16 protein-coding genes and 1 pseudogene are annotated in these 12,804 nt (G+C 39.8%); 14 read left to right on the top strand and 3 right to left on the bottom strand.

Annotation, left to right across the window (positions count from 1 at the left end; all coding sequences use genetic code 11):
• The 3 genes and pseudogenes from ACFIMI_RS08845 to ACFIMI_RS08835 form a co-directional block, all read left to right on the top strand.
• Positions 1-327, top strand: a pseudogene (locus ACFIMI_RS08845) (hypothetical protein); the annotation flags it as partial.
• Between the two features lie 372 nt (positions 328-699).
• Positions 700-1,431 carry an antA/AntB antirepressor family protein gene (locus tag ACFIMI_RS08840; protein ID WP_375629342.1) on the top strand — a complete coding sequence of 244 codons (732 nt, stop codon included), beginning with the start codon at positions 700-702 and terminating at the stop codon, positions 1,429-1,431.
• On the top strand, positions 1,428-1,706 hold the full coding sequence (locus ACFIMI_RS08835; RefSeq protein ID WP_375629339.1) for a hypothetical protein: 279 nt from the start codon (positions 1,428-1,430) through the stop codon (positions 1,704-1,706). The genes ACFIMI_RS08840 and ACFIMI_RS08835 overlap by 4 nt, the downstream gene beginning before the upstream one ends.
• Before the next feature lie 46 nt (positions 1,707-1,752).
• On the opposite strand, the gene ACFIMI_RS08830 is transcribed toward ACFIMI_RS08835, so the two are convergent.
• Positions 1,753-2,181, bottom strand: coding sequence for a type II toxin-antitoxin system HicB family antitoxin (locus ACFIMI_RS08830; protein ID WP_006589119.1), 429 nt, complete (start codon positions 2,179-2,181; stop codon positions 1,753-1,755).
• A 67-nt stretch (positions 2,182-2,248) separates the two neighbouring features.
• Positions 2,249-2,440 carry a hypothetical protein gene (locus ACFIMI_RS08825; RefSeq protein WP_004859817.1) on the bottom strand — a complete coding sequence of 64 codons (192 nt, stop codon included), beginning with the start codon at positions 2,438-2,440 and terminating at the stop codon, positions 2,249-2,251.
• Between the two features lie 301 nt (positions 2,441-2,741).
• Here ACFIMI_RS08825 and ssb point away from each other — a divergent pair, with 301 nt between their 5' ends.
• From ssb to ACFIMI_RS08795, 6 genes are all read left to right on the top strand, one after another.
• Complete coding sequence (gene ssb, locus ACFIMI_RS08820) at positions 2,742-3,194, top strand: single-stranded DNA-binding protein (protein ID WP_375620506.1); 453 nt, start codon at positions 2,742-2,744, stop codon at positions 3,192-3,194.
• A gap of 12 nt (positions 3,195-3,206) precedes the next feature.
• Positions 3,207-3,755: a hypothetical protein gene (locus ACFIMI_RS08815; protein ID WP_375657558.1), complete on the top strand. Its 549-nt coding sequence runs from the start codon at positions 3,207-3,209 to the stop codon at positions 3,753-3,755.
• A 328-nt stretch (positions 3,756-4,083) separates the two neighbouring features.
• Positions 4,084-4,398, top strand: a complete 315-nt coding sequence (locus ACFIMI_RS08810) for a hypothetical protein (RefSeq protein WP_375692477.1) — start codon at positions 4,084-4,086, stop codon at positions 4,396-4,398.
• Between the two features lie 3 nt (positions 4,399-4,401).
• A complete protein-coding gene (locus ACFIMI_RS08805; RefSeq protein WP_375692476.1) occupies positions 4,402-4,983 on the top strand; it encodes a hypothetical protein in 582 nt (193 codons plus the stop codon).
• Positions 4,984-5,568: 585 nt separating this feature from the next.
• Positions 5,569-6,321: a phage antirepressor KilAC domain-containing protein gene (locus tag ACFIMI_RS08800; protein WP_375674899.1), complete on the top strand. Its 753-nt coding sequence runs from the start codon at positions 5,569-5,571 to the stop codon at positions 6,319-6,321.
• Positions 6,318-6,596, top strand: coding sequence for a hypothetical protein (locus ACFIMI_RS08795; RefSeq protein WP_375629339.1), 279 nt, complete (start codon positions 6,318-6,320; stop codon positions 6,594-6,596). The genes ACFIMI_RS08800 and ACFIMI_RS08795 overlap by 4 nt, the downstream gene beginning before the upstream one ends.
• 64 nt (positions 6,597-6,660) lie before the next feature.
• Here ACFIMI_RS08795 and ACFIMI_RS08790 read toward each other — a convergent pair whose 3' ends face one another.
• The gene (locus tag ACFIMI_RS08790) at positions 6,661-7,707 is read right to left on the bottom strand and encodes a Fic family protein (protein WP_375668741.1); all 1,047 of its coding nucleotides are present in this window, start codon (positions 7,705-7,707) and stop codon (positions 6,661-6,663) included.
• Between the two features lie 93 nt (positions 7,708-7,800).
• On the opposite strand from ACFIMI_RS08790, the gene ACFIMI_RS08785 reads away from it, so the two are divergent.
• The 5 genes from ACFIMI_RS08785 to ACFIMI_RS08765 all read left to right on the top strand — a co-directional run.
• Positions 7,801-8,370, top strand: a complete 570-nt coding sequence (locus ACFIMI_RS08785) for a hypothetical protein (protein ID WP_375638734.1) — start codon at positions 7,801-7,803, stop codon at positions 8,368-8,370.
• Positions 8,360-10,306 (top strand): phage terminase large subunit family protein, encoded by a 1,947-nt coding sequence (locus tag ACFIMI_RS08780; RefSeq protein WP_375628335.1) that lies wholly within the window; start codon positions 8,360-8,362, stop codon positions 10,304-10,306. Before ACFIMI_RS08785 ends, ACFIMI_RS08780 begins: the two co-directional genes overlap by 11 nt.
• Positions 10,307-10,309: 3 nt before the next feature.
• Positions 10,310-10,558, top strand: coding sequence for a phage head-tail joining protein (locus ACFIMI_RS08775; protein WP_375674893.1), 249 nt, complete (start codon positions 10,310-10,312; stop codon positions 10,556-10,558).
• Positions 10,558-12,102 carry a phage portal protein gene (locus tag ACFIMI_RS08770; RefSeq protein ID WP_375692475.1) on the top strand — a complete coding sequence of 515 codons (1,545 nt, stop codon included), beginning with the start codon at positions 10,558-10,560 and terminating at the stop codon, positions 12,100-12,102. The genes ACFIMI_RS08775 and ACFIMI_RS08770 overlap by 1 nt, the downstream gene beginning before the upstream one ends.
• Positions 12,092-12,804 (top strand): S49 family peptidase (locus ACFIMI_RS08765; RefSeq protein WP_375692474.1); only part of this gene is annotated, 713 nt, incomplete at its 3' end. The genes ACFIMI_RS08770 and ACFIMI_RS08765, both read left to right, overlap by 11 nt.

Below are 12,804 nucleotides of genomic sequence, written 5' to 3'. Positions count from 1 at the left end.
AATCCAAAATATAAAGATGATGATACAACGGGTTGGGTGAAACTAACACGTGATTTACAACAGTATATGCACAGACTTTTAAATATAATAATTTTAGCGCTTGTCGTTTTAATTTTCCCAAGTAGCTATAAAGAAACGGTTCCTTTATCTGTCATTTCTAAGTACGTGCAGCATAAGCTTTCTTTTCCATTGGATACTGTACTTTGGTACTCAGATATTGCTCTTTGGTATTCTTTTTTAGTTTGTGTATTGTTTCTTATGTTACGTACACGCAGTTTAATAAATATATCCATTTACACACTACAGTGCTCAGTTAAAAAGCCATAGTAAAATTCCCGATTTTATAAAACTGTTTAGATTACGTTGTCTCTTCTCAACGTTCGATAAAATCAACAAGAGCATAAAAAACTATCGGAAGCCGCTTGACATTATTTCTGTAATGTATATCTTTGGTATTAGGTGCCTCAAAAACACCTTAAACGAACAGCGGATAGATTGCCGACACAATTTTTCTTCCGCACATTAAAGGCTTTGACTCATTGTATGTTACACGCATATAATGGCATTGTCGGGTGTAGTTGCGCTATACAATACCCTTATGGGAAAAGCGTAACGACGGACTGTTCGCCGTGTTTTTGAGCACCCGGCATTTTCTTTATTGAGTGTCAATCAAAAACGTCTAATCGAACAGGAGTTCACATGAACACTCTCATAGAAATTAGAGAACAGGTTATTGATCAGGAAACTGTTCAAACAGTAAATGCACGTGATTTGCACGCATTTTTGGAAATTACATCAAAATTTGCAGACTGGATTAAAAATCGCATTAAAGAATGTAAGTTTCTGGAAAATATAAACTTTATAACGCTTTCTAAAAATTTAGAAAACGGTGGAAAGGTAAAAGAATACCACATTACATTAGACATGGCTAAACATCTTTCGATGATAGAGCGTAATGATAAAGGGCATGAAGCGCGTCAATACTTTATCAAATGTGAACGGCTTTTGAAACAAGTAGCAACACCACAAGTTGACTACTCCAAACCCGAAGCATTACTTGGTGTCTTAAATCACTTACAAAATCAAATCGAGCAAAAGGATAACACCATTGCTGGATTGACTCCAAAAGCAAAAGCTTTGGAAGGTTTAAAGCGCTCTGATGGGTTGTTTGGTCTTATCGAAGCAGCGAAAATGCTTGAAGTACGACCAAAGGACTTAACCGATTATTTGCGTAAACATGACTGGGTGTATCGACGGGCTCCAGGGGCGCCGCTGTTACCTTATCAGGATAAGATAAAGAAAGGATTCATGGATTGTCCCGCTATTACCATTCAAAGACCGGATGGTACAGAAAAGGTGCTCCCTTCAACAAAAATCACACCAAAAGGATTGGCATGTTTGAGAGAACAAATCCATGGAGGTGTACAATGAACACCAGTATCGACTTTTTATGTGATTTATGGATAGCTTTGTTTCAATTTTCTGATCGTGATGATGTCGAAGATAAGGCTTTTAATGCTCTCATTGAGACCATGGATGCAATAGAAAAAGCTTTGATTTTAAAACTTCAAGATGAATCACCAAATGCACTCAGAATTTTGGCAATGATTACAAATTTTGGAACCTTAAAACCTCCCCCGATTATGGAGCCTTTGTTAAAAGCTTACGAACCAAATTTGGAGAGCCCCATTAAAAAGGTTGCTTAATTAAAAAAATAGAACTCCCCTCCCCATTTTAAAAGTGGGGAGGAAGTTAAGCCGCGTTTTTGATTGTAATAACGACTTGCTTGCCAAGAACACTCAGTGCTTGCTCTAGTGTTTGAAGCTTAGTTGGATAATTTGGATCAAGAATGCGTCTTGCTTCTGTTTCTTTTTTACCCAAACGATGTGCCAATTCTGTTTTTGTGATATTTGCTTCATTAAAGGCTTCTACCACTGCGAGCTTAAGAGCATTCCACGCATCTACCGTAACCTCTACAAGGTCTTTATACTGTTGTCGCATTGGTAAAGGCAAACCACGCATAGGATAGCTCCGTAATGCTAACCCTAAAGCTTCAACAGCATTCTCTAATGCCTCTGCTCTATTTTCTCCAGCTGTTATTGCTTCTGGTACATCTGGAAAAGTCACAATAAAACCACCATCCGGATCAGATTCCAGTTTTGCTTGATACGTATATTCCATGTTTAGGTCTCCTCACTATGATCAAAATGTTTTTGAAACGAAAAATTAAAGCCGTTGAGAGAGTAACTCATACCCCCAACTGCTTTTTTATTATTTTCACGTAAAGTGGGGTCAATTCACCAGATTTTATAACGGTTGTCTTGTCTCCAAAAGTTACCAAATAATGTGACCCTTTGCCTGCATCAGGAGCTTCACTGTAATGAATGCCTCTTTTTCTGGCTTCTTTACGTAATTCTCTAAGCAGTGCTTCTCGTTTCATTTAGCCTCCCCCTTTTTTCATAAAATGAATATCGCACAAAAAGGTTCGATAGTCAACAATAAATCGAACAAAAAAGTTTGATACAGACTCTTAATGAAAGGATATTTATTGAAAAGTTAAAAGCAGAAATAAGAAAGCCATGCCATTTGTGTGACATGGTTTTTTGATAAATAATTTGTCAAACAATATTATAATGTAATACTTAAAAAACTGTTATTAATAAACTGAAATAATTGTATAAATATGCAAATTATGCTAAGATTTTTCATGTATAAATTGCTAATCTAATGGGGCTACAAATATGCTAAATAAAGTGACGTTAATCGGGCGCCTTGGTGCCAATCCCGAAAGCAAAACAATGAATTCTGGAGCAGAAATAGTCAATTTTAGTATAGCGACTTCTGAGAGCTATACAGATAAAAAAACCAATCAAAAAGTAGAGAAAACAGAATGGCATTCCGTGGTGATTTTTAATCCACATTTGGCAAAAATTGCACTTCAGTATCTAAACAAAGGTTCAAAGGTTTACATAGAAGGAAAATTACAGACACGCAAATGGCAAGATAAAAATGGGCATGACCGTTACACAACAGAGATTGTCTTACCACAATTCAAAGGTGAATTGTATTTGCTTGATGCAAAGAAAGATCAATCGGCATCCCCTACCCCTTCACCTATTACTTCTCAAAATTATGCTATCGCTTCAGGGGCTCAAGATTATAGAACGGCTCTTAACGATAGCGTCCCATTCTGATTGAAAAAAAATATGACAAAAAGAAAAAAACGTGCAAAACGCGGTCGTCCTCGGATTAAAGGATGTATCAGAGAACCAAATGGACGTATCTCACGAGCAAAAACACCGCATGAACCCATGGATAAATTGGCAATTGAAATGCGTGCCAAACGCTTCTGTTTGACCATAGAAGAGGCTAAAAATCCGCTTTCCGGTACCTATATCGGGCGGCTTTATTTGCAAGGCGAAATAAATCAAGACCAATATGATGCTGCGCAAAAATATCTTGAAGTGAAAAATGACTATTCGTGTGCAAAAGGTTTGCCAAGTGCTGTTTATGATAAAATGCCCTCATCTTCTGATGAGACAGCAAAAGAAAAATGGATTAAATTTGCAACAGAACAGTTTTCAAACATGCAAGAGGCTATCAAAGAAGCACAACACCTCTATAGACAGTATAATCTTTATGCCGCGATACAACATCTTGTTATAGAAAACCAAACATTACCACATCTTGTTAGTTCTTTGCGTATTGCTCTAAATGCTCTCCAGAAGTATTTTTATCCAAAAAATAAATGGTAAATGCTTTAACGTATAAACGATTTTTGGGAACGGAATATTTGCATCATTTGTTTGTAAAGCAGCATATTTAGGTAAAAAAATAAAAAAAACACAATATATTGATTTTTTTTGTTGACAATATGTGAAAAGTCGTATTTAATGACGCTGCTGTACTGGTCGAATTGCGTCCAAAATTCAAAAATATCCTCTAAAAATTTAGTAAAATGTGATCTTGAAACGTGGCTAGAAAGCCCTGTTTTCTGGGTAATTCTGACTAATCTATTTTTCAAATAACAAAAATCAATAATTGACTAATGATGTCATTAATTATGACGCAAAAGGAGCAATGATGAAAGCTGTCATCACTAAGCCAATGTGTGTTGTTGGAGACAATAAAAGCACTGTTCGATTTGAACCATCAACACCCAATAATCCATTTGTTGAAGTTTCCAATCAAGTCTACGCACGTCTCAAGCGCGCTAATGCTGCAAAACTTTTTGTTGACGTCAAGACAACAGCAAAAACAGACAAGACAGTTGAACAAATTAAGCAGATAAAACAAGAAGCCGTACAAACATCGTCTGAACCAGTGACAGAGGAAATTCCACTCGAACAGCCAAAAGCATCTGAAGCTTCCAAGTCACCTACCCCAAAAAAGGCTTAGAAGTTGAAGTTAATCATCCACCAAAAATGGTATCTTCAACAGGCAAAAGATACCTTCACAAGCCTTCAAGCCCCTCGCCTTAATTGGGCTCTGCGTAATGCTCTAAACACTGCAGCAAAACAAGTTGAACGCTTTACTGAAAAGCAAGTTGCAGACATCTCATCAGCCCAAATAAAGCGTATAAGAAGAGGTGTTTATATTAAAGAAAAGGCAACAGCAAGGTTTCTTGAGACAGATATCATTGGTTCTGGAACACCGATACCTCTTAAATTTTTTAAAGTAAACGAAACAAAACGCGGCGTAACTTACACACTGTTTGGAAAGAAAGAAATCTTACCCCATGGTTTTATCAAGGGAGGCAGTTTTCCAAAGCGTGTTGAATTAAAAAAGCTGAATGGTAATGTATTTCAAAGAGCGGATGGAGATAAATTTCCCATTGCAAAACAAGAGGGACCTTCAATTGCTGGGGTGATGTCCAAACCAGAGATTGCAAGTGCTATTGCACAATATGCCAATGAAAGATTAACCAAAAACATACAGAGACAACTTTCTCGTCAAGAATACGCTGCTAATAAGAAAGGCTAGATCATGTTCTCAAGCTTTATCTATATATTCCATATCCTTATGAGTTTAGGAATTACATATTCTTATTGCAACTTTAAAAACAGATTATCACTTATGCTTTGTTTTTTCATAAAAAAAGTCAATAAAATCAATTCAAAAGGTACTTCCCAGCGGGTTGGGTCTGTTGCGGGGCGGACGAGCGCGAACTATCGCTAGCGACAGAATTTTCAATTTGACTGTACATTGTACATTTAACTCATTGATAAATAATGATTTCAATATGTACACTGTACAGTATGTGAAACGTTTTCTTAGCAAAAAGTAATTTTTATTACTTGACAATTCTACAGTAATAGGTATCTTCGAATCAGGTGCCTGAAAACACCTTAAAACCATAAGCGGATGGATTGCCGATACAATCTTTTTCCGTACATTGAAGGCTTTGACTCATTATATGCGTATGGCGTATACTGGTCTTGTCGGGTGTGGTTATGCCATAAAATACCCTTTCGGGGGAAAGCATAACGACGGACTTATGGCCGTGTTTTCAGCGCCCGATACCTTTCTAAGGTGTCAATGAAAACATTTAACCATAAGGAGTTCACAATGAACACTCTTATTCCGATATCGGAACAAACTGTTGGACAGGAAATTGTTCAAACAGTAAATGCACGTAATCTGCACACATTCTTAGAGGCAAAACGAGACTTTTCCAATTGGATTAAAGACCGTATTATCAAATACAATTTAGAAGAGGGAATAGATTATATTTTAACGCTCGCCAAAACTGGCGAACGTCAAAATGTAGTGTTAAAAGAATATTATCTTACACTAAATGTAGCAAAAGAGCTTTCTATGCTTGAGAACAATAAGAAAGGTAGAGAAGCTCGTTTATACTTTATCAAATGTGAACGGCTTTTGAAGCAAGTAGCAACACCACAGATAACTGCATCACAAGTTGACTATTCCAAACCGGAAGCATTGCTTGGTGTTTTGAATCATCTACAAAGCCAAATAGAACATAAAGATCATGTGATTGCAGAATTGACACCAAAAGCAAAAGCTTTGGATGGCTTAAAGCGCTCTGATGGTTTATTCGGTCTTATTGAAGCAGCAAAGATGTTGGAAGTAAGACCAAAGGATTTAACTGATTACTTGCGTAAACATGATTGGGTGTATCGACGGGCTCCAGGGGCGCCGCTGTTACCTTATCAGGATAAGATCAAGAAAGGATTCATGGACTGTCCTGCTATCACCATTCAAAGACCGGATGGTACAGAAAAGGTGCTCCCTTCAACAAAAATCACACCAAAAGGATTGGCATGTTTGAGAGAACAAATCCATGGAGGTGTACAATGAACACCAGTATCGACTTTTTATGTGATTTATGGATAGCTTTGTTTCAATTTTCTGATCGTGATGATGTCGAAGATAAGGCTTTTAATGCTCTCATTGAGACCATGGATGCAATAGAAAAAGCTTTGATTTTAAAACTTCAAGATGAATCACCAAATGCACTCAGAATTTTGGCAATGATTACAAATTTTGGAACCTTAAAACCTCCCCCGATTATGGAGCCTTTGTTAAAAGCTTACGAACCAAATTTGGAGAGCCCCATTAAAAAGGTTGCTTAATTAAAAAAATAGAACTCCCCTCCCCGTTCTCAACAATGGGGAGGTGGTTAAGAAGGTAATAAAATTAAGGTGCACTATACCAAGTTGATCGTCCACCACCATGACGTATCAAAAGACCTTTTTCAACTAATGATGTAAAAGTTACTTTAAGTGTATTAGCGCTTGCACCAACCTCACGCACCATATCGCGGGTTGTAACACGTCCGTGATTACGCACATAATCAAGAATATTAAGAGCCAATTCAGATAAGGAAAAAAGAGCATTTTTTTCACTCTCTATTTTTATTTCTAATTGGCGTTTTTGTTTTTGTAGAGCACGTAAAAAAAAGAGTATCCAAGGCTCCCAATTGGGTGTTTTAGTATAAATTGTTTTTTGAGTTTGATTTAAAGCTAAGTAATAGCTTTCTTTATTATTCTCAATAATGCTTTCAAGTGATGAATATGGTACATAAACATAACCTTTTTGTAACAAAAGAAGGGTGGTTAAGATACGGCTTAAACGTCCATTTCCATCTTGAAAAGGATGAATAGCTAAAAATGTTACATTAAAAATACCAATCGTAAGTAAAGGATGAAGATCCTTTAATTCATTGGTTTTATTGAACCAAGTAATAAGCTCTTGCATTCGGTATGGTGTATCAAATGGTGTAGCTGTTTCAAAAACAATGCCAACCATTTTCCCTTGAGAATTAAATGCTGCTACATCATTGCGTAAAGTCTTATATTCACCTCGATGTCGTTGATCTTTCTCACTATTACACAAAAGATCACGATGAAGTTGTTTAATATGATTTTCAGTAATAGAAATATCACTCCAAGATTGAAAGATTGTTTCCATAACCTTGGCATAACCGATAACTTCTTGTTCATCACGACTCTTGAAACGTTTAATTTCTAAATTTACCAAAAGCTGTTCGATTTCGCGGTCTGTTAACTTACTCCCTTCAATGCGTGTGGAAGATCCAATACTTTCAACAGTAGCAATATGACGAAGAGCGTTCAATCGCTCAGGTGCAAGAGTACCAAGGGCGCGCCATGCCCCTTTGAACTCATCAATTTCAGCAATGAGAGCCAACAATTCTTGTGTAATTTGGAGTGTATCTGTTTTCATACCGGAATATATACCGGATTATACCCGATTGTCAATCATTCGTAACACCGTAAACTCTTACTTCTTATGGCAGAGAAAAAGCAAGGAGCAACTATGAATAAGAAGAATCGTAAGGGTCTATCGGTTCGTGCGTTTGCAAAAAAGATGGGTGTTTCACATAATGCGGTGGTTTCTCGGATAAAGACAGGTAAATTTGATGCGGCTCTTTTTGAAGATGGTTCTGTCAATGAAGCGCTTGCAACAGCTATCTGGAATGAGAATCCAACAAAGCGCCCTACTCCATTTTTAGCACCGGATGGTCAACCGCTGACAAAGATCAAACAAGCCTCCACAGATGGAGCCAATGAATACAAGATAAAACTAGAGCGGATGCAAGTTGCGCTAGCAAAAGAAAAGATTGCTCTGGAAAAGTTACGCGAAACCACTGTTGATCGTGAAGAAGTGAGAAAAGAAGCATGGAACTTTGGAAGAGCGCATCGAGATACAATGCTCAATTTTGCCTATCGCTTTGGTACTGAAATTGCGGCGCAAGTGGGATGTGATGCTGCGAGCCTTATTGGAGCTATCGATCATCATATGCGCAAAGCTTTAGTGGAAAATGTCGTCCCTGTTTCTTTTCACGATCCCAATATTTTAGAAGAGAATCCAGAACATGATAAGTGATGCTTCGCCCTCGTCCTCTGGTGCTGGGCTCTTTTTTTGCTATGCGAATGAAGGACGCCGTCCTGACCCGCCTTATACTGTTTCCCAGTGGGCTGATAAAAATCGTTATTTGAGCACAGTTACGAGTGCTGAGCCTGGATTATGGAGGACTATACGTACCCCCTATTTACGAGAGATCATGGATAATCTTTCTGTTTATGATCCGACTGAAACAACGGTTGTGATGAAGGGGGCTCAGATTGGAATGTCGGAAGCAGCGTTGAACTTTTGTGGTTATGCCATTCATCATAGTCCAGGACCTGCCCTTTATGTAATGCCGACAGTTGAGACCGCTAAGAAACTGTCAAAGTCTCGTCTTGATCCGATGATTTCAGCTAGCCCTGCTTTAAGTGAACGCATTGCTCCTGCTCGTGCAAGAGACAGTGGAAATACAATGTTTTCAAAGGAATTTTATGGGGGGACATTGATGATTACAGGAGCAAATAGTGCTGCTGGATTGCGTTCTTCTCCTATTCGCTATTTGGTTTTGGATGAAGTCGATGCTTACCCATTGAATGTCGATAATGAAGGCGATCCTGTAACAATTGCGGAAAAACGAACCTCTGCTTTTATTCAACGTAAAATTTTTAAATTGTCCACACCCACCCACCGTGACACAAGCCGTATCGCCAAGGATTTTGTGCTAGGTGATCAGAGATATTACAATGTCCCTTGTGATGCATGTGGTGTTCTACAACCCATTGTTTGGTCACAAATTAAGTGGCCAAAAGGCGCCCCCGAAAAAGCTGTTTTTGTTTGTGCGCATTGTGGTCATGAACATGCCGAACATCGTAAGTCCACCTTAATGGCAGAAGAAAACGGTGCTTGTTGGATCGCAACACAGGAGTCAAGTAAGCCTCGTCTGCGTTCTTACCATATTTCAGCGCTTTATTCGCCATGGCTGACTTGGGGCGATTGTGCGCGCGAATTTTTAAGAGCCAAAGAAGACCCTGCTCTTTTGCAAGTTTTTATTAATACAGTGCTTGGAGAGCCATGGGAGGACAGAACAGGCGAAGTTGTTGATCCTGATAGCCTCTATGCAAAACGCGAAGATTATCCCCTTGCACCAGAACAATCCGTCGTGTTGACAGCTGGTATTGATGTGCAAAATGACCGCTTGGAACTTGAAGTGGTGGGATGGGGGCGTAGTGAAGAAAGTTGGCATATTGATTATCAAGTGATCCTTGGTGATCCCTCTTCTTTTGAAGTGTGGGACCAATTGGATGAATATCTTGCAAAACGTTGGCCGCATCCAGGCTATAAAGAGGGGATTAGGATAACAGCTGCTTGTATTGATACCGGTGGTGGACACACACAGGCAGTTTATAATTATGTACGCCCGCGTGAAGGGCGGCGTATCTGGGGCATTAAGGGGCAAGCGGGATGGCGTGCGGTATGGCCACGCCGACCAAGCAAAAACAATAAAGGACAGATTAATCTCTATATTGTTGGTGTTGACGCGGCAAAAGATATTATCACGGCACGGTTTAAAAAATCGGGACCTGAAGCATCAGGGGCTGGTGCAACACACTTTCACAAAAGCCTTGACCAGGAATATTTTGACCAACTGACCGCTGAAAGAAAAGTCATCAAATATTTCAAAGGCTTCAAGCGTATTGAATGGCAAAAAAGTGAAAAGGCAAGAAACGAAGCCTTGGATTGTAGGGTCTATGCTTATGCGGCTTTACAAGGTCTGATTTCGGCGGGAATAAACCTTAATCGAGAAGTTGATATCTTAGAAGAGCGTTTGGAAAAACTTAAAATTGAAGGTTCTGTAGAGCAACCAACATCTGGGATTTCTTCATTCACTTCTCCAAGAAGATCTCAGATAGCAAAACCTCAAAGGAAACAATCCAGAACAGTGATGAATCCTTATATGCGAGGGGATTGGAGGTAATTTGTGGGTGAAACTTTAGAACCAATTAACAGCAAAATTGACAGACTGGAAAGTTTAAAAAGGCGGCGTGAACAAATTGAAGAGGCTCTTTATTCGGGTGCGCAATCGGTACGCCATGGCGATAAGCAAGTCAGTAACCGCTCTGTTGAGGAACTGCGCAGAGCGCTTGAGATGCTGAACACACAAATAGCCAACCTTGAAGGACGCAAGCGTTCACGCGTTTTCTATTTTAATATATCACGAGGCTATTAATGGCTGGCTTTATCAATAAACTCACGGGCTTTTTTACAATTTCTCGTCAACACAATCCGCCTTTTGAAGCTGCAAGTAAAAGCCGCCGTATGGGTGGTTTTGACCCCGCAAAAAAACATATTAATAAAGCGATTGAAGAATGCGGTGATACCATTGTTGCCCGTTCAAGATGGCTTTATGACAATGAATCTCTTTATGGGTCTGCAACAGAAGAATGGGTCTCTGCGGCTGTTAGTGATGGGATTAAACCCTATCCTCGTATTGAAGGTTTTCAAGAAGAAAAGAAAAAGCTTTTAGACTTATGGTGGCAATGGGTTGATGAGGCGGACTATGATGAAGATGCCAATTTTTATGGACTTCAAGCAACCATTGCACGAGAAGTCTTTCTAACTGGTGAATGTTTTGTAAGACTACATTATGTTGACCTCTACGGGCGCTCTGGTGTGCCGCTTCAATTACAAGTTTATCCCACCGAAATGCTAGACCTTACCTACAATGGACCGGCTGATATTGAAGGCAATTACATTCGTATGGGGATTGAATTTAATGCCAGTGGCAAGCGTGTTGCTTATCATTTCTGGGAACATCACCCCTATGATGATGTCCCTGCAAATATAGCATTTGAGAGCCAAGAGCGCGTGCGTGTCCCTGCTGAAATGGTCATTCATATCAAAGAGCGCCGTATTGCCGGACAATTGCGCGGTTCTCCAAAAATAACGCGCGCTATGACAAAGATCTTTCAACTCGAATCCTATGACGACGCAGAACTCGATAGAAAAAGGACGGCGGCTCTTTTCGCGGCGTTTGTCAAGGACAATTCACCAAACGTCGAAAAATTATCCGATAATCGTGATAAAAACAACGTTGAAGAAGAATACAAAGCACCTGTCATTGCGCCCGGTGCATCTCTTTATTTAGGAGAGAATAAAGAAGTTACATTCTCAAATCCTGTTGAGGTTGGTGGCTCTTATGAGGCTTTTCAATTTCGCAATATCTTGAAAATTTGTGCAGCACTTAATATGCCTTATGCCGTTGTGACTGGAGACGTTACGCGGGGGAATTTTTCTAATGTGCGTACCTCTATCATTCAGTTTAGACGGCACGTCAAACAATGGCGTGAACATATTATTGCCTTTCAGTTTAACCGCATTGTTTGGGAGCGTTTTGTTGAAATGGCAGTGCTTTCTGGATGTGTCAATTTGCCAGGGTGGGAAGAAAATTCCTTGCCATGGCTTCAATGTGAAAGCTTTGCACCCCCGCTTGAAATGATTGATCCAAACAAGGATATCTCAGCGGAAAAAGAAGAAATTCGTGCAGGCTTGAAAACACGACGCATGGCACTTGCCGAGCGTGGCTTTGATATCGACAGCATTCATGCCGAACTGCAAGAAGAGCACACAGACGCTCGTGCGCGCGGCTTATCTTTTGACACGGATATGGCAGCGACCTCTGATAGCAATCAAGTAATTGATACCGCAGATTCAGAACCTTCTGAAACTTATGAAAGTAACCAAGGCAGTGAGGCACATAAAAATGGTGAATAATCTTGATATGCCGTTTTTGGCATCACGGCTTTTTGGGGTTCCTCATATGCTTGCCTCGACAAAGCTTGATATCATTTTGAATGCTCTTGCACCACGCCTTTTTGAGGGAGAAAAGTTTCCCATTGAAGCTTATTCGCAAGAGAATACAGAAGCTTTAAGACCCCCTGAAACTTATGTAGTACAAAACAATGTTGCCATAATACCGGTTCATGGCACGCTTGTGCGCCGTGGTGCATGGCTTGGGGCTTTATCGGGGCTAACCTCTTATGAAGGTTTAAGCGCTTCTTTTCGTGAAGCCATTGCACAACCTGATGTTCGCGCTGTTTTATTTGATATTGACAGCGGCGGTGGAGAAGCCGGCGGTGTGTTTGATTTGGTTGAAGAGTTTCAAACACTCTCAAAACAATACGACAAGCCCATTTGGGCACATGCCAATGAGTTTGCCTGTTCTGCAGCTTATGCCATTGCTTGTGCGGCTTCTCAAATATGGGTAGCTCGTACAGGGGTTGTGGGCTCGATTGGGGTTGTTTGCGCCCATCTTGACCAATCTCGTGCGGATGAAAAACACGGGCATAAATGGACCTTTGTCTTTGAAGGTGATCACAAAACCCATGGCAACCCTCACGAACCCTTGAGCGATACAGCACAGATAAAAATGCAAGCCGATTGCGCCCTGCTCTACGAGATGTTTGTCGATTTGGT

It is taken from the genome of Bartonella sp. AP4SXKL, from assembly GCF_042195845.1.
Classification (GTDB): domain Bacteria; phylum Pseudomonadota; class Alphaproteobacteria; order Rhizobiales; family Rhizobiaceae; genus Bartonella.
Note: the sequence above shows the minus strand (reverse complement) of the source record. Positions and strands in the feature narration are given on the sequence as shown.

What these genes read in the sequence shown, in the direction of transcription:
- ACFIMI_RS08815 (WP_375657558.1), top strand. Translation starts at nt 3,207, where the DNA reads ATGACAAAAAGAAAAAAACGTGCAAAACGCGGTCGTCCTCGGATTAAA.
- ACFIMI_RS08780 (WP_375628335.1), top strand. Translation starts at nt 8,360, where the DNA reads ATGATAAGTGATGCTTCGCCCTCGTCCTCTGGTGCTGGGCTCTTTTTT.
- ACFIMI_RS08810 (WP_375692477.1), top strand. Translation starts at nt 4,084, where the DNA reads ATGAAAGCTGTCATCACTAAGCCAATGTGTGTTGTTGGAGACAATAAA.
- ACFIMI_RS08770 (WP_375692475.1), top strand. Translation starts at nt 10,558, where the DNA reads ATGGCTGGCTTTATCAATAAACTCACGGGCTTTTTTACAATTTCTCGT.
- ACFIMI_RS08795 (WP_375629339.1), top strand. Translation starts at nt 6,318, where the DNA reads ATGAACACCAGTATCGACTTTTTATGTGATTTATGGATAGCTTTGTTT.
- ACFIMI_RS08830 (WP_006589119.1), bottom strand. Translation starts at nt 2,181, where the DNA reads ATGGAATATACGTATCAAGCAAAACTGGAATCTGATCCGGATGGTGGT.
- ACFIMI_RS08790 (WP_375668741.1), bottom strand. Translation starts at nt 7,707, where the DNA reads ATGAAAACAGATACACTCCAAATTACACAAGAATTGTTGGCTCTCATT.
- ACFIMI_RS08840 (WP_375629342.1), top strand. Translation starts at nt 700, where the DNA reads ATGAACACTCTCATAGAAATTAGAGAACAGGTTATTGATCAGGAAACT.
- ssb (WP_375620506.1), top strand. Translation starts at nt 2,742, where the DNA reads ATGCTAAATAAAGTGACGTTAATCGGGCGCCTTGGTGCCAATCCCGAA.
- ACFIMI_RS08785 (WP_375638734.1), top strand. Translation starts at nt 7,801, where the DNA reads ATGAATAAGAAGAATCGTAAGGGTCTATCGGTTCGTGCGTTTGCAAAA.
- ACFIMI_RS08800 (WP_375674899.1), top strand. Translation starts at nt 5,569, where the DNA reads ATGAACACTCTTATTCCGATATCGGAACAAACTGTTGGACAGGAAATT.
- ACFIMI_RS08835 (WP_375629339.1), top strand. Translation starts at nt 1,428, where the DNA reads ATGAACACCAGTATCGACTTTTTATGTGATTTATGGATAGCTTTGTTT.
- ACFIMI_RS08825 (WP_004859817.1), bottom strand. Translation starts at nt 2,440, where the DNA reads ATGAAACGAGAAGCACTGCTTAGAGAATTACGTAAAGAAGCCAGAAAA.